Source organism: Bradyrhizobium cytisi (assembly GCF_008123515.1).
Taxonomy (GTDB): Bacteria; Pseudomonadota; Alphaproteobacteria; order Rhizobiales; family Xanthobacteraceae; genus Bradyrhizobium; species Bradyrhizobium cytisi.
Window position 1 is genome coordinate 61537 of sequence record NZ_VSSR01000078.1, and the last position, 24812, is coordinate 86348.

The 24812-nt window shown below is 64.2% G+C and carries 16 protein-coding genes and 1 pseudogene; 11 read left to right on the forward strand and 6 right to left on the reverse strand.

Features of this window, described 5'->3' with window-relative positions:
- The first annotated feature begins 47 nt into the window (after positions 1-47).
- The 5 genes from FXB38_RS37015 (at position 48) to FXB38_RS45180 (ending at position 5559) form a co-directional block, all read left to right on the forward strand.
- Complete coding sequence (locus tag FXB38_RS37015; RefSeq protein ID WP_187435409.1) at positions 48-719, forward strand: OmpA family protein; 672 nt, start codon at positions 48-50, stop codon at positions 717-719.
- 143 nt (positions 720-862) lie between these two features.
- Positions 863-1792 carry an RND family efflux transporter gene (locus tag FXB38_RS37020; protein ID WP_148755869.1) on the forward strand — a complete coding sequence of 310 codons (930 nt, stop codon included), beginning with the start codon at positions 863-865 and terminating at the stop codon, positions 1790-1792.
- The gene (locus FXB38_RS37025; protein WP_148755870.1) at positions 1792-4956 is read left to right on the forward strand and encodes an efflux RND transporter permease subunit; all 3165 of its coding nucleotides are present in this window, start codon (positions 1792-1794) and stop codon (positions 4954-4956) included. Before FXB38_RS37020 ends, FXB38_RS37025 begins: the two co-directional genes overlap by 1 nt.
- Before the next feature lie 28 nt (positions 4957-4984).
- Entirely contained in the window at positions 4985-5269 is a 285-nt protein-coding gene (locus FXB38_RS45175) for a DUF6883 domain-containing protein (protein ID WP_354036260.1), read from the forward strand.
- A 53-nt stretch (positions 5270-5322) separates the two neighbouring features.
- The gene (locus FXB38_RS45180; RefSeq protein WP_148755871.1) at positions 5323-5559 is read left to right on the forward strand and encodes a DUF4926 domain-containing protein; all 237 of its coding nucleotides are present in this window, start codon (positions 5323-5325) and stop codon (positions 5557-5559) included.
- 9 nt (positions 5560-5568) lie between these two features.
- On the opposite strand, the gene FXB38_RS37035 is transcribed toward FXB38_RS45180, so the two are convergent.
- Positions 5569-6243 (reverse strand): Crp/Fnr family transcriptional regulator, encoded by a 675-nt coding sequence (locus tag FXB38_RS37035; protein ID WP_148755872.1) that lies wholly within the window; start codon positions 6241-6243, stop codon positions 5569-5571.
- 223 nt (positions 6244-6466) lie between these two features.
- Here FXB38_RS37035 and FXB38_RS37040 point away from each other — a divergent pair, with 223 nt between their 5' ends.
- The 3 genes and pseudogenes from FXB38_RS37040 to FXB38_RS37050 all read left to right on the forward strand — a co-directional run bounded on the left by FXB38_RS37040 (position 6467) and on the right by FXB38_RS37050 (position 11725).
- A complete protein-coding gene (locus FXB38_RS37040; protein WP_148755873.1) occupies positions 6467-8512 on the forward strand; it encodes an AsmA family protein in 2046 nt (681 codons plus the stop codon).
- 104 nt (positions 8513-8616) lie between these two features.
- Entirely contained in the window at positions 8617-11064 is a 2448-nt protein-coding gene (locus FXB38_RS37045; RefSeq protein WP_148755874.1) for an adenylate/guanylate cyclase domain-containing protein, read from the forward strand.
- Between the two features lie 353 nt (positions 11065-11417).
- Positions 11418-11725, forward strand: a pseudogene (locus FXB38_RS37050) (HigA family addiction module antitoxin).
- Positions 11726-12028: 303 nt separating this feature from the next.
- Here FXB38_RS37050 and FXB38_RS37055 read toward each other — a convergent pair.
- Positions 12029-14950, reverse strand: coding sequence for an EAL domain-containing protein (locus FXB38_RS37055; RefSeq protein ID WP_148755875.1), 2922 nt, complete (start codon positions 14948-14950; stop codon positions 12029-12031).
- Positions 14951-15246: 296 nt separating this feature from the next.
- Between FXB38_RS37055 and FXB38_RS37060 the strand changes: the two genes are divergently transcribed.
- Complete coding sequence (locus FXB38_RS37060) at positions 15247-15516, forward strand: methylamine utilization protein (RefSeq protein ID WP_246230417.1); 270 nt, start codon at positions 15247-15249, stop codon at positions 15514-15516.
- Positions 15517-15521: 5 nt separating this feature from the next.
- Here FXB38_RS37060 and FXB38_RS37065 read toward each other — a convergent pair whose 3' ends face one another.
- From FXB38_RS37065 to FXB38_RS37080, 4 genes are all read right to left on the reverse strand, one after another.
- Complete coding sequence (locus FXB38_RS37065; protein ID WP_148755877.1) at positions 15522-16583, reverse strand: hypothetical protein; 1062 nt, start codon at positions 16581-16583, stop codon at positions 15522-15524.
- A 424-nt stretch (positions 16584-17007) separates the two neighbouring features.
- Positions 17008-18045, reverse strand: coding sequence for a cytochrome-c peroxidase (locus FXB38_RS37070; protein WP_148755878.1), 1038 nt, complete (start codon positions 18043-18045; stop codon positions 17008-17010).
- 317 nt (positions 18046-18362) lie between these two features.
- Positions 18363-19718 (reverse strand): Spy/CpxP family protein refolding chaperone, encoded by a 1356-nt coding sequence (locus tag FXB38_RS37075; RefSeq protein WP_148755879.1) that lies wholly within the window; start codon positions 19716-19718, stop codon positions 18363-18365.
- A 215-nt stretch (positions 19719-19933) separates the two neighbouring features.
- Positions 19934-20992: a LysM peptidoglycan-binding domain-containing protein gene (locus FXB38_RS37080; RefSeq protein WP_148755880.1), complete on the reverse strand. Its 1059-nt coding sequence runs from the start codon at positions 20990-20992 to the stop codon at positions 19934-19936.
- A 163-nt stretch (positions 20993-21155) separates the two neighbouring features.
- Here FXB38_RS37080 and FXB38_RS43255 point away from each other — a divergent pair, with 163 nt between their 5' ends.
- Positions 21156-21848 carry a hypothetical protein gene (locus FXB38_RS43255; protein WP_187435410.1) on the forward strand — a complete coding sequence of 231 codons (693 nt, stop codon included), beginning with the start codon at positions 21156-21158 and terminating at the stop codon, positions 21846-21848.
- A gap of 128 nt (positions 21849-21976) precedes the next feature.
- The gene (locus FXB38_RS37090) at positions 21977-24640 is read left to right on the forward strand and encodes a bifunctional diguanylate cyclase/phosphodiesterase (protein WP_148755881.1); all 2664 of its coding nucleotides are present in this window, start codon (positions 21977-21979) and stop codon (positions 24638-24640) included.
- Positions 24641-24812: the final 172 nt, after the last annotated feature.

A 24812-nucleotide genomic window follows, 5' to 3' on the forward strand; every position in this document is an offset into this window, starting at 1 on the left:
TTGCAGGAATTTTGGAACCGCGCGGGCTCGCGCTGGAGGGACTGGCAATGAGATTGGCTGCAAAGGGACTGACCGCAATCCTCTCCGTCATTACCATCGGCGCCGCGCTGTCGCTGACACTCCCGCCCGCCTTCGCCGGCGACGACGGCAACAGCAAGAACGTTACCGAGGACGAGATCGTCCGCGCGCTGGCGCCGCCGCCGAAGAAGCCCCTGACCCGCGGCCTCTCGATTGCCCCGCAGGCCGATCCGGCGCCGAACCCGGCGGAAACCAAGCTGATCCAGTCCGTCCGCGGCCGCGCCACGCGCTCGCTGTCGTCGACCGAGCGTGAGGAAATCGCCTCCGCCGCCAAGGACAAGCCGAATATCGATCTCGAAATCACCTTCGACTACAACTCGGCCGACATCAGCACCAAGTCGCTGCCTTCGGTGCAGGCGCTGGGCCGCGCGCTGACCAGCCCCGACCTGAAGGGCTCGACCTTCGTAGTCGCCGGCCACACCGACGCCGCCGGCGGCGAGGGCTACAATCAGGAGCTGTCGGAACGCCGCGCGGATTCGATCAAGCGCTACCTTGTCGAGAAGTACAGCATCGCAGCAGCCGACCTCGTCACCGTCGGCTACGGCAAGAGCAAGCTGAAGGATCCGAGCCAGCCGATGGCCGAGGTGAACCGCCGCGTGCAGGTCGTGAACATGGAAAACAAGACTACCGCATCGAAGTGACCACGACGTAATCCGTTGAAGTGACAAGTCGTGATGTGGTGTAACGTCTTGCTCCCGGCGCGCGTCCCGCAGCCCTGCGGGACGCCGCTTCGTTTAAGGGAAACGTTCCCAGCAACCCCGAGCCAGGCCAGGATGATCCGGCGATGAACATCTCCGAATATATCAAGCCTGCGGGAACCGTGGCGTTTATCCTTGCGCTCGGCGTCGGCTATTACTGGTTCGAGCATCGGCATCGCCCCGAGGCGAAGGAGACGCCGGGCGAGGCGCTCGTCATCGTGACGAAGTCGACCAATGCCTGCTTCTCCGATCTGGTACGCGTCACCGGCTTCTTCGTGCCGAGGCGCGAGGCCGTGGTCATGGCCGACCAGGAAGGATCGAAGGTCACCGACCTCTTCGTCACTGAAGGCGCTGTCGTCACCGACAACCAGGAGCTGGCACGCCTGACAGCGCCGCCGCAGATCCCGGGCCAGCCGCAAAGGCCGGGCCCGCAGGGTCCGATCTCGCTGAAGGCGCCCGCGCCGGGTCTCATCACGGAAGTGCGGACCATTGTCGGCGCGCCGGCCTCGCCTCAGGCGGGACCGATGTTCCGCATCGCCGTGAACAACGAGATCGAGCTGGATGCACAGGTTCCGGCCGTGCACATGCCAAAACTCAGCCCCGGTGCGACGGTGCGGATCAGCCGGGACGACGCCGCCGATCTGATCGGCCGGGTCCGGCTGGTTGCTCCCGAGATCGACCGCGCCACGCAGCTCGGCCGCGTCCGCATCAGCGTCACCAACAATCCGTCGCTGAAGGTCGGCGTGTTTGCCCGTGCCTCGATCGACGCCAAGCGAAGCTGCGGCGTCGCGGTTCCCAAGACGGCGATCGACCATCTCACCGTGCAGGTGGTCAAAGGCAACACCATCGAGACACGCCGGGTGCGCGTCGGGCTAACATCCGACAGCCAAACCGAAATCCTTGAAGGGGTCGACGTCGGCGAAATCGTCGTGGCCGATGCCGGCTCTTCGCTCCATGACGGCGACCAGATCAAGACCATGTTCGCCGATGAACTCGATCGCACGCGGGTACGCTGATGGCTCTCAATATCTCGGCATGGTCGATCCGCAATCCGCTGCCGTCGGTGGTCTTCTCGATCATCCTGCTGATCCTCGGCTGGACGTCCTTCACCAAGCTCGCGATCACGCGACTGCCCTCTGCCGACATTCCCGTGATCTCGGTCGCGGTGGCGCAGTTCGGCGCCGCGCCCGCGGAGCTCGAATCCCAGGTCACCAAGACGGTTGAAGACGCCGTCTCCGGCGTCGAGGGCGTGCGGCACATCACCTCCTCGATCACCGACGGCGTGTCGGTCACCACCATCCAGTTCGCGCTTGAGACCAATACCGACCGCGCACTCAATGACGTCAAGGACGCGGTGACGCGCGTGCGCTCGAACCTGCCGCAGAACGTCACCGAGCCGCTGATCCAGCGCGTCGACGTGATCGGCCTGCCGATCGTCACCTATGCCGCGATCTCGCCCGGCAAGACGCCCGAGCAGCTCTCCTATTTCGTCGACGACGTGGTCAAGCGCGCGCTACAAGGCGTGCGCGGCGTCGCCCAGGTCGAGCGCATCGGCGGCGTCGAGCGCGAGATCCTGGTCTCGCTCGATCCCGATCGCCTGCAGGCGATGGGGCTGACCGCCGTCAATGTCAGCCAGAGCCTGCGCGGTACCAATGTCGACGTCGCCGGCGGCCGCGCCGAAATCGGCAAGAACGACCAGGCGATCCGGACCCTGGCCGGCGCCAAGACGCTCAGCGACCTTGCCGGCACCATGGTCCCGCTGTTCGGCGGCGGCGAGGTCCGGTTGGACGATCTCGGCACCGTCACCGATACCATCGCCGACCGCCGCACCTTCGCCCGCTTCAACGGCGAGCCGGTGGTCGCGCTCGGCATCAAGCGTTCCAAGGGTGCTAGCGACGTGAAGGTCGCCGAAGCCGTGCAGAAGCGCATCGACGCGCTCAAGGCGGCTTATCCCGATGTCGACCTCAAGCTGATCGACACCTCCGTCGAATACACCAACGGCAACTACGAGGCGGCGATCTCGACCCTGTTCGAGGGCGCCATCCTCGCCGTGGTCATCGTGCTGTTGTTCCTGCGCGACCTGCGCGCCACCATCATTGCCGCAGTCTCGCTGCCGCTGTCGATCTTCCCAGCGTTCTGGGCGATGGACATCCTCGGCTTCTCCCTCAACCTCGTCAGCTTCCTCGCCATCACGCTATCGACAGGTATTCTGGTCGACGATGCCATCGTCGAGATCGAGAACATCGTACGGCACATGAACATGGGCAAATCGCCCTATCGAGCAGCACTGGAAGCCGCCGACGAGATCGGCCTCGCCGTGATCGCGATCTCGCTGACCATCATCGCGATCTTCGCGCCCGCGAGCTTCATGTCGGGCATCGCCGGACAGTTCTTCAAGCAGTTCGGCATCACGGTCTCGGTACAGGTGTTCTTCTCGCTGCTCGCGGCGCGCTTCGTGACGCCCATGCTGGCGGCCTACTTCCTCAAGCATGGCAATCATGAAGAGCCGCCGCCCGGCCGCATCCTGCGGACCTATCACGGCCTCGTATCGTGGTCGGTGAAGCACTATTTCATCACGGTGCTGATCGGCTTCGGCATCTTCGCGGCCTCGATCTGGAGCATCACGCTGCTGCCGCAGGGCTTCCTGCCGGCGCAAGACAGCGCCCGCTCGCTGCTCGCCCTCGAACTGCCGCCGGGCACGCAGCTCGCCTACACCGAAAAGGTCACCGAGGACATCGTCGCACGCCTGCGCAAGCGGGCCGAGGTGAAGAGCATCTTCGTCGACGGCGGGCGCGTCCCGCCGGGCACCCAGGAAGTTCGCCGCGCCGCCCTGATCATCAATTACACGCCCAAGAACGACCGCAACATCACCCAGCGCGAGCTTGAATTCTCGATCAGCCAGGAGCTGGAGAACGTTCCCGATATCCGTTTCTGGTTCCTGGACGAGAACGGCCTGCGCGCAATCTCGCTGGTCGTGACCGGCGTCGATGCCAACATCGTCAACAACGTCGCCAGCGAGCTCGCGACGCAAATGAAGCGGATTCCGACCATCGCCAACGTGATCTCGGAGACCTCGCTGGAGCGTCCCGAGCTGCGCATCGAGCCGCGCGCCGATCTCGCCGCAAGGCTCGGCGTCTCGACCGAAAGCCTGTCGCAGACCATCCGTGTCGCAACCATTGGCGACGTCGGCCCGGCGCTTGCCAAGTTCGACGTCGGCGACCGCCTGGTCCCGATCCGGGTGCAGCTCGAGGACGCCGCGCGCGGCAATCTCAAGACACTGGAGCAGCTGCGCGTGCCGCTCGGCGAGCACGGCGAGAAGGGTGGCGTTCCGCTCTCGGTCATCGCCGACGTCAAGCTCGACCAGGGTCCGACCAGCATCAACCGCTACGACCGCGAGCGGCAGGCCACCGTCGCCGCCGACCTCGTCGGCTCCGCGGCGCTCGGCGATGCCACCAAGAAGATCTACGACCTGCCTGTCATGAAGAGCCTCCCGAAGGGCGTGAAGGTCTCACCCTCCGGCGACGCCGAAAGCCTCAACGAACTGTCCGACGGCTTTGCCACCGCGATCACGGCCGGCCTGATGATGGTCTATGCGGTGCTGGTGCTGCTGTTCGGCACCTTCCTGCAGCCGATCACCATCCTGTTCTCGCTACCACTCTCGATCGGCGGCGCGATTGCGGCACTGCTCGTCACCGGCAAGCAGCTCACCACGCCGGTGTGGATCGGCATCCTGATGCTGATGGGCATCGTCACCAAGAACGCGATCATGCTGGTGGAGTTCGCGATCGAGGCGATCCGCGACGGCAAGCCGCGCGACGAGGCGATGATCGACGCCGGCATGAAGCGCGCCCGCCCGATCGTGATGACCACGATCGCGATGGCCGCCGGCATGATGCCGAGCGCGCTCGCGGTCGGCGCCGGCGGCGAGTTCCGCTCACCGATGGCGCTCGCGGTGATCGGCGGTCTGATCTTCTCCACCATCCTGTCGCTGGTGTTCGTGCCCGCGATGTTCATGGTGATGGACGATCTCGGCGCCCTGATCTGGCGCTTCGGCAAGCGGCTGATCGTGCACAGCGAGGACGCGGAGACCGTCGATCATCATGCGGTCCCGCCCTCCGGCGCGGCGCCCGGAGAGGCGGCATCGGCGCCGAAGGGCGTCGTGCATCCTGCGGCGGAGTGAGATTGAACGGGAGCGAGATGAAGTTGCCATGACGTTGCGCATTCCGAATGGCAAGAACGCTACTATCGACATTCGGAAGATCGACGGTTACTGCCTAAATCCCTTGCATCCGCGCGGCCGACATAAAGCGAGGGTTTTCAGCGACGCGCTCGGTCTCCAACAGGAAGATGCACCCTGGCTTCGCGATGCGCTGCTTGATGCTGCACTTTCGGGCGATGCGTCCCAGATTGCGACAGATCGTTGGGGCAGTCACTGGCGCATGGACGTGCTACTCAGGCGACATCGGAAGCAGGCTGTGGTAAGAACGGCTTAGATCATACGGGCCGGTGACGACCGGCCGACATTCGTCACCTGTTGGGTGCTATGATGAGCGCAGTAAGCGGTAGGAAAAATCGAACGCCGACGGTGCTGGACGTCGTTGCATTGCTGACTAACCTCCCGGAGAACCGGTTGGCGCGAGGAAACGTCGGCACAATCGTCGAAGAGCTCGACAACGAGACGGTGCTCGTCGAATTCAGCGGCGATGATGGACGACCATACGCGGTCGCTCCTTGCCAGCGATCAGAGCTTCTAACTTTACATTATGTGCCGGAAGCAGCCTAGCTGCGCTCCCTACTCGTTCCGCGCGATCGCCGTCAGCTTGGTCATGTTCCGCAGCAGGATGCGGCCGCGCTGGAGGTCCAGGATCGCTTCCTTGCGCCAAGCCTGAAGCTGGCGGTTGACGCTCTCGCGGGCGGCGCCGACGAAGACGCCGAGCTGCTCCTGCGAGATGTGCACCTCTGAACCGAAATCCGCGGCGAGCGCGCAGAGCCGCCGCGCCAGCCGCACCGGCAGCGGCTGCAACATGGATTCCTCCATTCGCTCGCTCTGCCAGCGGATGCGCTGGCACAACAGCGCGATGATCTTGATCGCGACCTTCGGCTCGCGCTCGAGGAAGGCGAGGAAGTCTTCGCGCCGCAGCACGAACAATTCGCTCACCTCGCCGGCGGCCGCGTCCGCGGTGCGGCTCTGGCCGTCGAGCACCGCGACCTCGCCGAACAGGTCGCCCGGGCCCATGAAATTCAGCGTCAGCCGGCTGCCGTCGGAGGCGCCGGTCTCGATGCGGACCTGGCCGCGGCGCACCCCGAACAGCGCGTCACCGGGGTCGCCCTTCTGGAACAGCACCTCGCCATTCGCCAGATGCTGAGTGTGGCAGAGATGGGACAACCGCTGGAGTTCGTCCGTCCCGAGATCGGCGAACATGGCATTCATTTTCAGAATGACCGCAAATTCGGCCTGCTTGCTCATTTCAACGTCCTTGTGAATTTCTTTGGCAAATCGCTTGGAAGCATCGGCGTCAGAATCGCGTAAAACCGCGTTGGGCAAGTGTGTCATAAGTCACATAACTTTGCAGCACCTCCCGATTATTTTTAGCCGCTTGGAGCGGCTTCCCGTCCCGGGATAAACTCAGGCGGAAAGGGCGGGCAAACTGCCGGTTTCGGCGCCACTCGTCCGTCGTTGGAAAGTCGACATGAGAGTAGTGAAATTCGCCGGCGCAGCGTTGGCCGCAATCGTCATCGTGATCGCACTCCTGCTGGTGATCGGGATCCCCTCGGGCTTCCTGACCGCGACGATTGCCTCGCGCGTCGAGCAGGCGAGCGGCTATCGCCTGTCGATCGACGGCACCACCAGGATCAGCCTGTGGCCGACGCTGAACGTCACCCTGAACGACCTCACGCTCCAGGACCCCAAGGACCGCAGCGGCATCACGCGCGCGACGATCGACAGCGTGCAGGCCGACATGTCGCTCGCAAGCGTGTGGTCGGGTCGCCCTGACATCAGCGAGATCGTCATCACCCATCCGGTGCTGTACCAGCCGCTGCTGCGCGAGCGCCTGCCAAATGCCGATGCGTCGCAAAAGCCGCTTGCGCTCGACATGGACGGCGCGAGCATCGACCGTGTCAGGATCGTCGACGGCGAAGTCGCATTCTCGCGCGCGCGCGATCGGGTCGACGGCCGTATCAGCGCGATCAATGCCGACGCCGTCATGGGCCGCGACCGCAAGGTCGATGTCGCCGGCACCGCGCGCGTCGGCGAGCACCCGACCAAGTTCGACATCAAGGCCACCACACCGGCACCGCCGATCGAGCGGCAGACCATGCCGGTGGATTTCGCCATCGATATGCCCGACGTGCTGAAGTCCCAGCTCGCCGGCCATGCCGAGCTGCGGCTCAACGGCGCGCTCGTGATGGTCAACGCCGTCAATGGCACGTTCGGCGATGGCGCCTTCAACGGCTGGGCCTCGGTCGACATCGCCAGCAAGCCGCTGGTGAAGGTCGATCTCGACTTCCAGCGGCTGGCGATCCCGCTGTCGAAATCGCCTGATGGCGCGGCCGGGCAGCCCTGGAGCGATGCGCCGATCGACGTGTCCGGGCTCAACTATGTCGACGCGCAGATCAGGATCTCGGCCAACGAAGCCGTCATCGGCGACGCCCATCTTGCGCCCCTGGCGCTCGATGCAAAGCTCGCCGGCGGCATCTTGAAGCTCGGCACTGCCAATCTCGGCGCCTATGGCGGCCAGGTTTCGGGCGAGGTAATCCTCGATGCGACCAGCGGCGCGCCGAGTTTTGCGATGCATTCCGACCTCGTCGGCGTGCGCGCGCCGCCGCTGCTGCAGGGCCTCGCTGAGTTCGACCGGATCGACGGCAAGATGCAAGCCAAGCTGGCTCTGCGCAGCGCCGGCACCAGCCAGCACGCGCTGATGGCGAACATGCAGGGCACGGCCTTCGTCAGTTTCCAGGACGGCGCCATCCGCGGCATCAATGTCGCGCAGATGATCCGTTCGCTGACGTCGGGCACGCTCTCGGGCTGGCAGGACAGTGAGGCACAGAGCACCGACCTGTCGCAGCTCTCTGCCTCGTTCCGCATCGACAAGGGCCAGGCGGTGACGACCGACCTCAACCTGATCGGGCCACTGGTGCGCGTCACCGGCACCGGCACCATTGCGCTCGACACCAAGATGATGGGTTTTCGCGTCGAACCGAAACTGGTGATGACGACCGAAGGCCAGGGCCGCGCCTCCGATCCCGTCGGCTTCGGCATTCCCGTGATGATCACCGGCGCGTGGTCGCAGCCGCGGATCTATCCTGACATGGCGGGCGTGCTCGACAATCCGGATGCCGCTTACGCGAAGCTGCGCGAGATGGGCAAGGGCCTGTTCGGACCCGATGGCGCCGGGCTCGGCAATATCCTGAACAGTTTCGGTCTCGGCGGCGCCGCTGCGCCCGGTGGCGGCAATACGGCCGGCAATGCCAACCCGCAGACGCAGCAGCAAGGGCAAGGACAAGGACAGAACAATCTGCTCGGCGGCCAGCTCGGAGAGGCGATCGGCAATCTGATCCAGCAGGGGCTGTCGAGCGGCGCCGGAAACGGCGCCGGCCGAAGCCGCAGCCTGCCCGGCGGATCGGCCACACCGGCACCCCAGGCTTCGCCGGCCCCTCCGACCCAGGACCCGCCCGAGGCGCAGCAGGACAGCCAGCCGATGAACGACGTGATGCGGCAGCTGTTTAATCGGTGATTGCGCCACACCCGCCCTTGACCGCCCCCTTGCCGGTCCCAAGGCCCAAATTGTGGTAGAAGGATCCATAGCGCCGGCGTCGGTCGCGGCGCGAGAGGATCCGGATGGCGGGAGCGAACAACAAGACCTGGTTTCTGCGCGAGGGCCTGTTCGCCAAATATGTCATCTCCCTCGTCGGCCTCGTCGTGTTCGTGCTCGCCGTCAACGGCGCGATGGAGACCTGGATCTCCTATCGCGCCATCAACACCTCGCTGATCGACGGGCTCGAGGACAAGGCGCAGGCCGCCGCAAGGCGCATCGAGCAATCGGTGTCCGAGCTCGAGCGCCAGATCAGCTGGGTGACGACGGCCAGCCGGGACACGCTGGAGAAGCGCCGCGCCGACTACGCCCAGCTGCTGCAGCAGGTCGCAGTCGTCTCCGAGCTGCTCCAGCTCAACGGCGACGGCCGCGAGGTGCTGCGCGTCTCGCGCCAGTCGACCACGACAAACGGCAATGCGGACCTCGTCCGCGACATGCGCTTCACCGATGCGGTGGCGCGCGGGGTGAGCTACTCGGCGCCCAGCTTCGTCGACCAGAAACCGGTGATGTCGATCTCGGTGGCGCATTCCGGCTTCAATGCCGGCGTCACCGTGGCCGAGGTCGATCTCGGCTTCCTCGCCGATTACCTCACCGACGCCCAGGTCGGCAAGGCCGCGTTCGCCTATGTGGTCGACGCACGCGGCCGCGTGCTGGCGGCCTCGTCGAAGGGGCCCGACGTCGGCAAGGACCTGTCGAAGCTGCCGCAGGTCGCGGCTGCGATCGCGCCCGGCCGCGCGCCCGATACGTCGGGCACCGACTTCAACGGCCATTCGGTGTTGACCGCCGCGAGCACCGTGCCGAAGCTCGGCTGGAGCGTGCTGTTCGAGCAGCCGACCGCGCAGGCGCTGACGCCGATCCGCGACCAGCTCGTGCGCATCGCGCTTCTGATCGGCATGGGCCTGCTGGTCGCGATCCTCGCCGGCACGCTGCTAGCGCGCCGCATGATCATCCCGATCACGGCGCTGCGCGACGGCGCACACAAGCTCGGCGAGGGCGATTTCAGCCACCGCATCGACGTCCACACCTCCGACGAGCTGGAAGAGCTCGCCGGCCAGTTCAACCGCATGGCCGGCCAGCTCCAGGAGACCTACACCGACCTCGAAACAAAAGTCGAAGAGCGCACCCGCGACCTCGCGCAGTCGATCAACGAGCTGAAGGTGCTGGAGGAGGTCGGACGCGCCGTCGCATCCTCGCTCGACCTCAACGCCGTGCTGCCGACCATCGCCGCCCGCGCGCTGGAGATCAGCCATGCCGATGCGGTGCTGATCTACGGCTATAATGCCGAACAGCATCGCTTCAACCTGGTCGAGGCCGACGGCATCGACAAATCGGCCGAAGGCGACCACGTCACGATCGAGGAAGGCGAGAACATCTTGAGCGAGGCCGCCGCGCGCGGCGAGCCGATCGCGATTGCCGCTCTCGACCACGCCGCCGGGCAGCCGCTGCGCGACGTCGCGGTCAATGCCGGCTTCCATTCGGTGCTCGTGGTGCCTCTGGTCGACCAGCAGGGCACGCTCGGCTCACTCGTTGTGCTGCGCCGCGCCAGCGGCGCGTTCGAAGGCAGCCTCACCGGCCTGATGCGCACCTTCGCCAACCAGGCGGTGCTGGCGATGCGCAATGCGCGCCTGTTCACCGAGGTCGACCACAAGAGCCACGCGCTGGAGACGGCGCACGAGACCGTGCGCGCCCAGGCCGACAAGCTGCGCGAGCAGACCGAGCAGCTGAAGAACTGGAACAAGTCGCTGGAAGAGCGCGTCGCGACCCAGCTCGGCGAGATCGAGCGCATCCGCAAGCTCGAGCGCTTCCTGGCGCCGCAGGTGGCGCAGCTGATCGCCTCCTCCGACAGCCCCGAGGGGCTGCTCACCAGCCAGCGTCGCGAGGTGACGGTGGTGTTCTGCGACCTGCGCGGCTTCACCGCCTTCACGGAAGCGACCGAGCCCGAAGAGGCGATGAACGTGCTGCGCGAATATCACGCCGCACTCGGCAAGCTGATCTTCAAATATGAGGGCACGCTCGACAAATATGCCGGCGACGGCGTGATGATCCTGTTCAACGCGCCGATCCAGTTCGAGGACCACACCACACGCGCCGTGAAGATGGCGGTGGAGATGCGCGACACCATCGGTCCGCTGACCGAGCGCTGGCGCAACCGCGGGCATAGCTTGGGCTTCGGCATAGGCATCGCGCTCGGCTATGCCACGCTCGGCCAGGTCGGCTTCGAGCAGCGGCTGGAATACGCCGCGATCGGCAGCGTCACCAACCTCGCCTCCCGCCTCTGCGGCGAGGCCCTCGCTAACCAGATCGTGGTGAGCCGCCGCGTCTACGGCATGGTCGAGCAATCCGTCGAAGCCCGCGCGCTGGACGATCTCCAGCTCAAGGGCTTTAACCACCCGGTGCTCGCGATGGAGATCTTGTCCTGGCGCGAGGAGGTGGAGACGGTGGTGGATGCGTCCGCGGCGCGGCGGAGAGGGTGACACCTCCAACACAAAAGTCGAAAACAACCCCATGCACAGTAGCCATAGCCTTGAGCTGCATGGCGAATTTCACGCAGTTTACGGATTTGGCGAAATTCTCTTTGACACGTCGGGCAAAACACCGGCATGATGGCATCATCGGGCGTTTGCGCGTGACATCACCAGGCTCTGATCTGCTTGCCCGTCGAGTCACGGCCGTCCCCCTCAAGCAACTGCGCTGTCGTTGATCTCGCGAATCGTGCTGACGAGACGGACGACCTTGGCCTCGTCGAACAGATGCTCCGGCCCCGACCTGAAGGCACGGCTGTTTCGCATGATCCAGTTGATCGATGACGCGACGTTGCAGGTGACCCATGCCGATGACGAAGCGCGAGCCGGCCTCGGTCGGCGAAATCCTCACCGAGGAATTCTTGAAGCCGATGGACCTAACGCAGGGCGCGCTGGCCGACGCCATGGGCGTACAGCGCAAGCACGTCAACGAACTCTGCAACGACCGTCGCAACGTCACCGCAGCCACGGCGCTGATCCTCGCCCGCGTGTTCGGCAATAGCCGGACTTCTGGCTGAACGTGCAGCGGCGAACCGATTTGTGGGAGGCGATGCATTCGGCCCGCGACCGCAAGCGGATCGAACGGGCGCGACCGTTGACGTCGGCGGCGTGACGAAGCACGCGCGGACGGGCCGGAGGCTGCAATAGCAAATGCGACGGGGGAAGCGAAGGGTGGCTTTGGTGGGAATGGCAGGGGCTGTGGAGGACTGGGAAGGCGAGCCAGCGTGTCGGTGGTGATGCGGCTGGCAGCTTCCTTGCTGCCATCCTTCGAGACGCCTGCTAACCGACAGGAAAGCTGTGGGTCGAGCCATCGCTCGGCACCCGAACAGAATGCTCAGGATGACGCAACAGCGCACCTGTATCGCCCCACCAAGACCGAGAGCACGTCGATTTCACTGAGCAAGCGAGATGAACCTTAACTGGCTCTCAGATTGGCCCAGTCACTTCTCTTGAGACTCTTGAGGCCGTTTCTCAAGCTTAGGATCGTCGATGCGAGTTCTGTCGCCGGGACCGGACGGCTGAACAAGTATCCCTGCGCCTCGTTGCATCCTTCGGCCTTCATCTGGTTCAACTGCTCAATTGTCTCAACGCCCTCCGCCGTCGTCGTCATGCCGAGGCTCTTCCCGAGGCTAGTGATCGCCCGAACAATCAATTTCGATCCCTTTGTGGCCGTCACGTCGCGGACGAACGATTGGTCGATCTTGAGTTTGTCAAAGGGGAAACTGCGCAGATAGCTGAGCGAAGAGTAGCCGGTACCAAAATCATCCAAAGCGATGCGCAGCCCACGCGCCTTCAGCTCATGCAGCGTCGCAATGGTTTCGGCGCTGTTGCCAAGGAGAACCGATTCAGTGATTTCGAGCTCAAGTCGATGTGGCGCCAACGCCGAAGTATCGAGTGCTTTCGCGATGACGGCCGCGAGCCGTGGGTCACGAAACTGAGTGGCCGAAACATTGACCGCAATCTTGAGCTCGTTCGGCCAACTCGCCGCCTGGGCGCAGGCACGATTGAGCACCCATTCCCCAAGCGGAGTAATGAGGCCAATCTCTTCGGCGACAGGGATGAACTGGTCCGGCGGCACCATTCCCCTCTCCGGATGTCGCCAGCGCAACAATGCCTCAAAGCCGCTGATCCGGTCCATGCGCAAATCATAGATGGGCTGATAGAACAAATCGAATTCGTCCTTGTCCATGGCTTCGCGCAGGTCGATTTCGAGCGCTCTTCGGGTTTGAAGACTCGTGTCCATTGCCGGCTCGAAAAACCGCCATGTTCCCCTGCCGTCCATTTTGGACCGGTACAACGCCATGTCCGCATTTTTCAGCAGTTTCTCGCGCGTCGTGCCGTCACCCGGTGCCAGGGAAATTCCGGCGCTGCAGCCGACGATGACCCGATGTCCGTTCAGCTCATAAGGCGCTCCGACATGCTCGACGACACACCGGGCGAGGTGCGCAGCATCGTCAGCGTTTCGGACTTCAGATTGGATGAGCGCAAACTCGTCGCCCCCCAGCCGCGCAACCGTATCACCCTCTCGGACGCACGCACTTAATCGGGCCGCAACCGCGCAAAGCAGCGCATCACCCACCGGATGTCCCAAGGTGTCATTGACCTGTTTGAAATTATCCAAATCAATACAGAACACGGCAAACCCCGCACCTCGGCCCGCCTCTGCAACAGCTTGTTCGATCCGCTCGGCGAACAAAGACCGGTTTGGCAATCCCGTCAGAGCGTCATGCCGCGCCATGAACGCGATCTGAGATTGCGCCCTTTGTTGTTCGGTCACATCTTCACAGCTGATGAGCCAGCCGCCGTCGGATGTGGAGCGATAGGCGATCGAGACAACGCGGTTGCCGCTGAGCTGCTGAAGGTAGGAGCCGTGTTTCCCGCGCGCCAACAACTCCTCGCTTTCCGCGCGAAGGTCAGCCACCGTCTGGCTGCCATGATTGCCGGCGGCAACACTCAGGCGGAGGACATCCTCGAATGTCATCCCTGGAAGCACGAGCTCCGGCGAAATATCGAAGATCTCGCAGAAGCGCCGGTTGACGACCTGCAGCCGTCCTTCTCCGTCATAGAGACAGAGGCCTTGCGACATGTGCGAGAGCGCCGCATCCAATCTCAGATTGGTCGCGTGCAGCTCGGCTTTCTGCTGTCTCGAACCGGTAATGTCGCTGAAGACGAGGATGACGCCGCCCTCCTGGGTCGGGCTGCGGCTGACCCGCAGCCATCTTCCATCCGGGAGTTGGGCCTCGCTCTCCACCCCTTCGACCTCGTTAGCGTCCTCTTGCAGCATGAGGTCCGTTGAGCGCTGGGTGCCGGGCGCATGGGCCGTCCGCAACGGATGGACCAGCTGCGGAGAGCAGCGAATGAATTCGCTCGCTCTGGAATTGGCCAACGCGATCTGGCCGCTTTGGTCGAGGAGGACGACGCCCTCGCGGGAGTGCTCGAGCGCATCGGAAAGCCGCGCCTGCGCCGAACGCCGCTGCGCCACCTCCCGCTCGACCATCGCCCTGATATTGTCCCGCATTCGGCCCATGGCGGTTAACAGCGTACCCAACTCGTCGCCGCTGCCTTCCGGAATGCCCGTGTTCAAATCGCCATCTGCGATGCTCTGGGCCGCTTTGGATGCGATGGCGACGGGACCAATGATCCGCCGTGCCAACAGCCAGGAAAAAAGACCGGACAGAAGAAGGGCGACGGTCAGTCCTGCGACGTTGAGTTGTATATCCCGCTTGATCGCAGCAAGCGCTCGCTGACGAAATAGAAAGCCATCGCCGGCAGTATAGTTCACCAGCAATTCGATCTGCTGATTCACAGTGCTCGAATACTGATCAACACCATTGACCTCATGACCGCTCGCTTCCTGAAATTGACCTCGACGAAGCGCGATCCAGGCATTTGCCGCCTCCTGGACCTTGGCGGCTGCTTGTGCGGCGCGCGCGGACTGTGACCGCTCGGCCGCGATGGTGACGTCTTCCGAAAGCGACTTGGCCAGCTCCTCGATTTCGGCATCGAGCCGCGCCTGGACCGCTAGGTCTTTTGTGAGCAGCCGTTGTGCAGATGCCACGCGCATTCCGGCGAAATCGGCGCCAGCCGCCCGCGCGTAGTTGATCGACATCAATGACTCGTCGAAGGTTTTCGCAACCAGGTCACCGGCGTGCCGGATACCGAGTGTGGCATACCCTCCCAAAGCTGCCGCAATCGCGCTCATTGCAAGACAGAAGATCAAGATTCCGGTTCTGATCGAACCGCGCGCGACAAGCCGCGACACCCGAGCGATTATCGACCGAAAGGTCTCGATAACCGCGTTCGGTTGACGCGCAACGCTGCCGACGAAAGGACCCATCACAGTGTCTTTCGCTGTAAACACCTAATCGCAAACATATCGCGCGGAGGCAGCAGCGGCTCCGCCTAAAATTTCCCTAGCAATGACTGCAAGGGATGCGGAAATCGTTAAGATCAACCTGTGATAAGTATGGGGGTACTCACGCGGCTCGAAAGATTCGAGCCCGGACGGATTCTTGGTAAAGTTGAAGTTTCAGCGGGGTTGAAATAATGGCGAGGTTTTTGCCTTTGCGCGCAGGCGGGCTCGGTTTTCAGATCACGGCCGCAATTGTAGGGGGTCTCTTCGCGGGAGCCGCTTTGGGCGCGGCTCCTTACACGATCTCGCAAAAGGATCGGGAGTTTAGGCCGAGAGAGATCATCATCAAGCGCGGCGAGACTTTACGGTTCGTTAACGACGACGGCGAGCTCCTCCACCACGCCTATTTGAGCGCGGACAGCTTTGATTTCGATACCGGGGATCAGCAGCCGGGCAGCCAGTTCGACGTCGTTTTTTCCGTGCCTGGTGACTACACCGTGCTGTGCGGCATTCATCCCAAGATGAAGCTTGGCGTGCACGTCACCAAGTAAAGACCCTAGAGAATCGTCGTGTTGAAGGCCGCGGCGTGGCCAACATAATAGGCGAACAGCGTGACCGTCAGCGCCGCGCATAGTCCTGCCGGGGCGAGCCACGGCGAGCGATAGTCTGACGCGGCCTGCCGGGTATCGCAAACGATCGCGACCAGGACGACGATGATCGCCGAGTGGCCGATGACATCAAGCTTGCCGAATTCGAAGCATGCGCTGATAAACATGCCGAGCAACATGGCCGCCGCAATGCGCCGGACTAGCGGTGTCCAAGCCAAGGCAAAAGCGAGGGTGAACTCGACCATTCCCGCGGCCCGCATGTAGAACTCGCTTTCGAACCCAAGCGTGATGCCGGGATGCTCGATCAGGAGCGGAAAACTCCATTCCGGATAGGCCCACTTCTCGATCGACGCCCACATCAACGTGACGGCGGTCGCATAGCGCACCACGTCGAGCGGCGAAACGCCGAAGAGGTCCTTTTGCAGCCCGGTGAGGGCGAGGTAGGCCGCAAACCCGAGAAAGATCGGATAATCGGCCAAATGAAAGGTGCCGTAGTCCCGTACCGCGAGCGCGAACAACACCGCGATTCCGGCCGCAGATAGCGGCATCGTGCGACGCGACAGCAGGCCGGCGGCGATGGCAACCTGCAAAGGCCCGACCAGCGCCGACGTCGTTTTCAGTTCGGGGGTCAGGATGATACCTCCGACCGCCCAGAGCGAGACGAAGAAAAACCCGCAGACTGCGCGCATCATGAGTTCGGTGTGCAGCTCCAGATTCTCCGTGAAGCGGTTCAGTGAGCGCGCCATCAGCTCGCCCAAAGACGTCCGCTCCACCACACAGCCGGAAAAGAACCAGAGCAAGGCAACGCCCAGGAGGAGCTCAAAATCCTGGCACAGAACGTTCTCAAGGCCGCGCGGCTGGCCGGCAGCGTCGTAGGCGCAAAACCATTTGACATGGGCGGCTGCCTCTTCCGTCCCCAGGATCCAGACGCAGAATCCGGCGATTGACGTGGCAAACAGGTAGATTGCTCGGGAGGCCGAAACGGCATCTCGTCCCAGAGACCTGAACATTTCAAAAAACCGCCCGTCTTAAACGCACATCCTTAACGATCTATTCACCCTAGCATAAATTTTAAGGTTTGTGGCGCCTGTCGCATCCGCTGGTTGTTTGGTGGTTAATGGGGGCGGCACCGGGGCTTATTTGAACGGCCAACCCACCGCAAATCCCTTCAAACTTTACGGATCTTGAGGACGGGCCTTCAACCCAGGGGGGCGTACTAAACGGCGGACAAGCGGATGATTGGAGCAGTCCATGTTCGGAGCGTTAAGTGCGGCAGGTGTGGCGGTGGGCTCGGTCCTGGCCCGCGGCGCAAAGCGGTACGCAGTGCGAGCCGAAACCCTGGAGGCCTGGACAGGCGCCCTTCTTATCTTCGGTTTTGGCCTGTTGGGGTCGGCATTGCCGCACCTTCATTGAGCCCCTTCTCGGCCGGCCCGATCAGGGAGCTCGTTGTCCGGGCACCTCGGGGAAAGGCACTGCCGGGGACGAGGCGGTAAGGGTTTGAAGAAAGGCGATCAGATCGCTCTTTTCGTCCGCCGTAAGGAACAGTGGCCGGATCGAAGGCGATCGGCTAGGTCGATCGATCCCACCCTTGTTATAGAGCTCGATCACCTGTTCGAGCGTTGCCACAGAGCCATCGTGCATGTAGGGCGCGCGGCGCGTGACATCGCGCAAGGTCGGCGTCTTGAACGCGTATCGCAGCTTTTGCGATGTCGGAAACAGTCGGCCGCGCCCAATATTATCCCCTGTTGCAGTGCCGATATCCTGGAACGATCCATCTGTAAAAGACGGCCCGCTGTGGCAGCTTGAGCATCGTGCTTTGCCGTTGAAAATCTCGAAGCCGCGTTTCGCCGGCGCGCTGATCGCGGCGTCATCGCCCGTGATCCACCTATCGAACGGCGACTCGCCAGCGACAATGGTGCGTTCAAAGGTCGCCAGGGCGGCTTCGATCCTGGGCCGCGTGATTGCACGATCTCCGAACGCGTTTGCGAATGCATCACCATAGGCCGGTGCGGTGGAGAGACGCTCGATCAGCTCCGATTCCGTCAGATTCATATTCGCCCGGCCAGTGATCGGACCAAACGTCACGGCCTCGATATCCCTGAATTTCCCGTCCCAGCCCAACGGTTCACTGAACGCCACATCGATCAGAGTGGGCGAACGCAACGGCAGACCCCTCGGGTCCTCCCCGATCGCATGCGCGAGGCCATCACCCCACGAAAGTGACGGGTTGTGGCAAGTCGCACAGGAAACGGTACGGGATCTCGATAGCAGTGGGTCGAAGAACAACATCTGCCCAAGACCCGCTTTCGCCGCGGAGTAGGGATTGTCATCCGGAAAAAGAATGGTTGCGGGCCGACGGTAGCTGGCACGGATCTCCGTAGCCTCGCCTGGTTTCTCGGCGGACATCAAGGCAAAACGCTGGCCCAGCGGCAAAAGCGCCGCAAGTAAAGCCAGGCTGACCCAGACCTTCATCGGCTCCTCGGACGGAAATACCGGATCTGTATATGAAGTGTTAGTCAACGAAGCTTTAATGGATGACGGCAGATCCGAACGAACGCGCCGACAGTGGATCGAAGACGATGACCGCATAGGCGCTCAACAGGTAATATGATCATGGTCCGGTCAGTCCGCGCGACTGCCAATAGGCAATGGCGCACCCAGGACGCAGTTAGGTCGGGAGGCTGTTAGTTAGCGCCGCATGCGGCCCGCTTATTGCGGGCTCCACAAGGATGAGGATCTGTTTCGCGTAGGTGTTGGATGATGCCGCGCAGACGGACGTCTTGCAACTCTCACATCCCCCGCTTCGGCCCGATTGCCTCAAACGCGGCCTTCTGCTCGTCGCTCAGGCCGAACTCGAAATCATCGAGCGCATCGCCGACGCCGCCCACCGCCTGCTGCATCCTCTCGAGCCGCGTCTTCACGGCGGCGAGGCGGGCCTGTGGTGTTGATGCAGCCTTTGTCGGACAGGGACTAAGCGTCTCCATGGTGCGCAGCGTGGTGTCCTGGAGCACGTCGAGGCGGGCGCGTCCGGTGTCGTCGAGCTTCAGCGTGGATGCGATCTCGGCGGCGGGCCATTGCTGCTGCACGAGCTGCTCGTATTGACGCTGCGCCTGGATATCGTAGCGGGGATCGCTGTTCGGATCGCAGGCTGCGGCGGCTTGCGCGTCCTTGTGCTGGGCGGATGCAAGCGCAGCGCGACGTTCGTTGGTGAGCTTCTCGAGCTTTGCTTTCTGGCTGTCATCGAGGAGATCGACGAATTTTGCCAGCGGCGCCGCGAGCGCGTCCGTGGCCTTGATCATGGCATCGAGCCGGGCTTGCATCACGCCGAGGCGCTCCGGCGTGGTCATCGGCGCCTGCGCCGGGCACGAGGCGCGGATGGTTTCGCGCGCGGAGGCCCAGGCGGCGCCGAGATCGTCGAGCGCGGTGCGCTGCATCTCGTTCGGCTGCACCGCGGCTGCGATGCGGTCGACCGGCAGGCCGCCGGTGTCGCTGGCGTCGCAGACCGCCTCCACCGGCGGCACTCGTCGCGCACGACGTCCTTGCGGCGCGGTGTAGGCGGCGAGCTCCGGAGCCGCATAGGGCGCGAAGATCGCGGCATAGATATCGCCATAGCCATAGAGCGACAGGCTGGTGGCATCGCCGAAGATTACCGCATTGGTGAGATCGTCATGCGCGAACGGCCAGAACACGGGACCGACCCAGCCGTAGCTACCGTCGGGATGGCGCCACCAGCCCTGCGGACGGCGGCCGCCGTGCCAGCCCGACAGCGCGGCCTGCGCCGTGAGCGCCGCGCGCATGATGTAGGGATTGGCGGGCTGACCGCGCTCGGCTCCGTTTGGAATCTGGCGCGGATCCTGCGACCTCAGCGCAGCGGAGCGATAGCGGCTGCCGCGCACCGCCATGCGGGCGTGGCGCAGCCGCGACAGGCCGATGACGTGGCCGACGGCGAAGCGCGCGATACCGAGCGGCCCGCCGCGGAGTCCGAACTGCGCCTGGGCTTGATTTGGCAACAGCACTGTCAGAATCGCGAGGACCGCGCCGGCCAGCGCCAAACGCAGGCGGAATCTCGACCTGACCACCAAGCCGACCACCGAAATGATCACTTCTTGGCCCTCCTCCAGCGCCAAGCCCAGATCGCGTCGCATCGAGAAACTCGCCGGGGAACCAAATGTTCCGCGGCGAGACGGGCAAAGCGTCGCCGTCGTCTTACCTCGCCCCGCTTGCGGGGAGAGGTCGGATGACATCGCAGATGTCATCCGGGTGAGCGGGTACAGGTCTCTCGACGATTCCGCCCGTGGAGAGAGCCCCTCACCCCGCCCTCTCCCCGTAAGAACGGGGCGAGGGAGAAGGAGAAGCCGCCTCACTGCGCCCTTTGCGGAACCAAGACGGTCTGGCCGGGGTAGATCAGATTGGGATTGTGGATCTTTGCGCGGTTGGCGTTGAAGATCACCGCGTAGCGCGCGCCGTCGCCGTAAGCGAGACGGCTCAGCGCCCAGAGGCTGTCGCCGCGGGAGACCACCCGGCTGCCGCCGGCTTCCGCCGTTGCAGTGTTGAGGACGTCCGCGGGCGAGGCGGACGCGACCGTGGTACCGGCCGCCGGCATCCTCGCCATCGCCTTTGGCTTGGGCGTGCCCATCATGCGCGGCCGAGCCGCGGACCGGTCCAAAGCCGAGGCCAGGCGCGGCGCCGGCAGGGACGCGACGATGTCCGATTTGTCGTTTTCAGCCGGCTTCGCTGCCGCTGCGACGCGCGCGGGCGGCGGCGCGGCTTCGGCAATCGTCACCGGCATGGTGCGGCTGGACTGCATGACGGAGCCGTCGGGCGCCCTGGCGCGCAGCGTCAACTCGTAGCTGCCGGCGGGAAGCTTTGGCGGGGTCATCACGAACTGGCCCGACGCATCGGCCACCACGCTGTCGAGCGGCTGGCCGTCACGCATCAGCTCGACCTTCGAACCCGGCGCGGCCCGGCCCGCGATCACCGCGGCCTCGCCTTGATCGTCGACGCGCGCGACGTCGAAACGGGGACCGGCATCCGCAACTGATGGCTGCGGCTTGGCCGGCGCGATATCGGCCAGCGCCGCGACCTGCTTCTCGGTCTCGGCCAGCGCCCCCGCCTTCGCGGTGCCGGACGGTGCCGGCGAGGCGGACGGCGCGGGCGGTGCAACCGCGGCGAGTTTCGGTTGTTCGGAGTTCAGCTCAGTCTTGGGCTCAGTCTTGGGCTCAGTCTTGGGCTCAGTCTTGGGCTCAGTCTTGGGCTCAATCTTGGCCTCAGGCTTGACCTCAGGCTTGGCGACGACCGCGAGCTCGGTGCCCGCCCCGCCCGGCAGCAGACGGCGCAGCTCGGTCGGGCCGATCACCAAGACGGTGCCGGCCACCGCGAGCAGACAGAATGCAATGAAGGCCTTGGATGCGGTGATCATCAGTCCTCAAACCTTAATCGAAATCTTGGGTCGCAAATCGGCTCCGGCAAAGTGCGCCGATTTGGCTGCGGCAGCAAGACGGTCAATGGGATGAACCGAGGTAGCCCCGTCGGCGTCAAATGGGCGAAGCCGCACTGCGGCATATTTTTTGAGGATTTTTCCCGTGAACGGATTTTGCCGCTTCGCATCATTCCTGGCGCTTGCCCTGACGCTCGCCGCCGCGTCCGCGCTCGCCGCCTCCGGCCCGCCGCCGGGGTTCGTCCTCACAGACAATGCCGATCTCGCCTTCACCTCGCCCGACGGCGCCACAGGGATCGAGCAGTACATGAAGGACGCCGGGGATTTCGACGTCAAATGGCAGGTCTGGGCCCGGCGAGGAGCGCAGATGACCGAGCTGAAGCCCGAGCAGGGCTATGGCGCCGGCTTCCGCTTCAGCAGCGACTCGCAATGGCTGGTGCGGATGCAGAAGACCGGCTCGGGCGAGCAGGATCTGTTTCTCTACCATGTCGAGAACGGCGCCTTCGTAAGCGCCACCAAGAAGTCGCTGAGCGATCTCGCCTGGGATTATTTTCACAGCCGGCGCGACACGAAGAACTTGAAGCTCGACTACCACATCTCGGCCAATCTCATGAAAGGCAGCGAGGATGCCTATCGCTGGCTCGGCGTCGACTGGCCCAACAACCGCTACCTCCTGATCTCGCTGTCGGGCGAGATGGACAAGCATCCGAAGAACGTCGCCGTGAAGGGACTGGCCGACTGGAAATGCCGCTATGACCTCAAGACCGGCAAGTTCGACGTGCCGGCGATGTTCGCCAAAGGCAACGCGGAAGCGCTGCACTGGGAGATCAAGCGGTGAGGGCGTTATGGTCCCTTGCGCGAACGGAACCAACCCCCTGATTCCGCTCCGATTCACATCTCACTAACCTTCGCTGGTAACGGGGTCTTGGAGGTTTTGCGGCATCCTGCATCCCACGGGAGGGCTGGATGGGCGCATCAATTCGATGGACCGCGCGACTGCGCGCGCTGCTTCGCCAATGGCGGGGCGCGCCGCTGACGTGGCTGATCGTCGGCGGCTTCGTGCTGATGGCGGCGATGGCCATCGGCACTGGGCTCACCGTCGACCGGTTCCGGCAGAACGCCATCGAGGGCGGCCGCGACAGCCTGGAAAGCTCCGTCCGTCTGCTCGCCCGCCATTTCGACCGCGAGTTCGAGGACTTTGCGGTGCTGCAGAAGAGCATCATCGCGGAACTCGAGAGCCATGGCATCGAATCCGCCGACATGTTCCGCAGCGAGATGGCGACGCTCGCCGTGCACGAGGTGCTGCGCACCAAGGCCAGCGGCTGGTCCGACGTCGCCGGCGCCAATGTGTTCGATGCCAACGGCGTGCTGATCAACTCGTCGAAGCGCTGGCCGGTCGCCGACATCTCGGTGTCCGATCGCCGCTATTTCAACCGGCTCAAGAACGATCCGGCTTCGCAGGAAGAGATCGAGGTCGTACCCGGCCGGCTCGGCAAGGGCCCGGCGATCGTGTTCGCGCGGCGGGTGTCGGGCCCCCACGGTGAATTCTTCGGGCTGGTGTCGCGGGCGATTGCGCCGGAGCAGCTCGAATCCTTCTTCGCCTCGACCGGCCTCGGCGAGGAATCCTCGATCGCGATGCACCACCAGAACGGCCAGCTGCTGGCGCGCGTTCCGCATGTCGACACCATGATCGGGCAGAACTACCGCACCGGCTCGCCGGAGCAGATGGCCGTGTTCGAGCGCAGCTTCGTCACCACGGAGCTCGCCAGCCCGATCGACGGCAAGGACCGGATCGTCGCCTCGCGCATGCTGACCGGCGAGCCGCTGGTCGTGGTCGCCACCAAATCGCTGGATGCGACGCTCGCCACCTGGCGCACGCAAACCAAGTTCTTCGTCACTGTCGCCGTGCTGTCGATCGGCCTGCTCGTGCTCACGCTGTTCCTGATCTTCCGCCAGGTGACGAGGCGCGTCTCGCTGGAGAAGCAGCGGCTCGACACCGCGATGAACACGATGACGCAGGGCCTGCTCATGTTCGACCAGGACGAGCGGCTCATCGTCTGCAACCGCCGCTACATCGAGATGTATCGGCTCTCGACCGCATTGGTGAAACCCGGCGCCCATTTCCGCGACGTGATCCAGCATCGCGCCGACACCGGCTCGTTCGACGGCGACGTCAATTCCTATTGCGACGACATCCTGAACAGCGTCGGACGCATCCAGAGCAACGTCGTCGAGACCTCCGACGGCCGCCTGATCGAGATCAAGAACCAGCCGGGTGCGGCCGGCGGCTGGCTCGCCACGCATGACGACGTCACCGAGCGCATCCGCGCCGACGAGCGCATCGCCCATATGGCGCATTACGACGCGCTGACCGACCTGCCCAACCGCGTGCTGATGCGTGGCCATCTGGAACGGCGGGTGGCGGAGCTTGCCCAAGGCAAGCCGTTTGCAATCCTCTATATCGACGTCGACGAGTTCAAGGGCGTCAACGATTCGCTCGGCCACGAGGTCGGCGACGAATTGCTGCGCCAGGTCGCCAACCGCTTGCGCGCCTGCGCCAGCGGCAACGATCTCGTGGCACGCCTCGGCGGCGACGAGTTCGCCATCGTCAGAGCCGGGAGCTGCGACCAGGCCGGGCTGACCGCGCTCGCCGAACAGATCCTGGCGTCGCTGCGCATGCCGGTGGATTGCAAGGGCCAGGAGATCGCGACCGATGCCAGCATCGGCGTCGCGATCGCGCCCGACCACGGCGACAATCTCGACGATTTGCTCAAGCGCGCCGATCTCGCAATGTATGCAGCGAAAAGCGAAGGCCGCGGCACCTTCCGCATCTTCGTGCCCGAATACGACGCCAAGGCCGGGCTGCGCCGCCAGCTCGAGCTCGATCTGCGCCAGGCGCTCGGGCGCGGCGAGTTCGAGGTGCACTACCAGCCGCTGGTCGATCTCTCCGCCAATGTCGTCACCGGCTGCGAGGCGCTGCTGCGCTGGCGCCATCCCGAGCGCGGCATGGTCTCGCCCGCCGACTTCATTCCGGTCGCGGAAGACACCGGCCTGATCGGCGAGATCGGCGAATGGGTCTTGAGGCAGGCCTGCACCGAGGCCGCATCCTGGCCCGGCGACATCCACATCGCTGTCAACGTCTCGCCGGTGCAATTCCGATCCAGGACACTGGCGCTGAAGGTTGCCGCAGCGCTCGCCGAGTCAGGCCTTGCGCCGGGGCGCCTCGAGCTCGAGATCACCGAAACCGTGCTGATCCGCGACGACGAGGAAGCGCTCACGGTCCTCCAGCAGCTCCGCGAGCTCGGCGTGCGCATCGCGCTCGACGATTTCGGCACCGGCTATTCGTCGCTGAGCTATCTGCACCGCTTCCCCTTCGACAAGATCAAGATCGATCGCAGCTTCATCAGCGACATCGGCGAGCCCGAGGATTCCTCGCCGATCGTGCAGGCCGTGGTGCAAATGGCCGCCGCGCGCCACATGGCGACGACCGCGGAAGGCGTCGAGACCGAAGCCCAGCGCGAAGTGCTGCGGCAGCTCGGCTGCAGCCAGATGCAGGGCTGGCTGTTCAGCCCGGCGGTGCCGGCGGCGAAGCTGAAGCAATTGCTGTCGAAGCAGGCGGCCGCGGCCTGACCTCGGCTGCTTCGCCTGCATTGATCTGTCCGCGGCCTCCCCGAAAATAGGATCAAACGCGCCGGCTCGCGGTTATGGCCTTGCTGAGACGGCCGGAAGCCCCGGCCGGCGGGCGGTCGGCCAATCGCATCGCGCGCATCGCGGACGCTTGCGTCTCGCGCTTTGCGCAGGT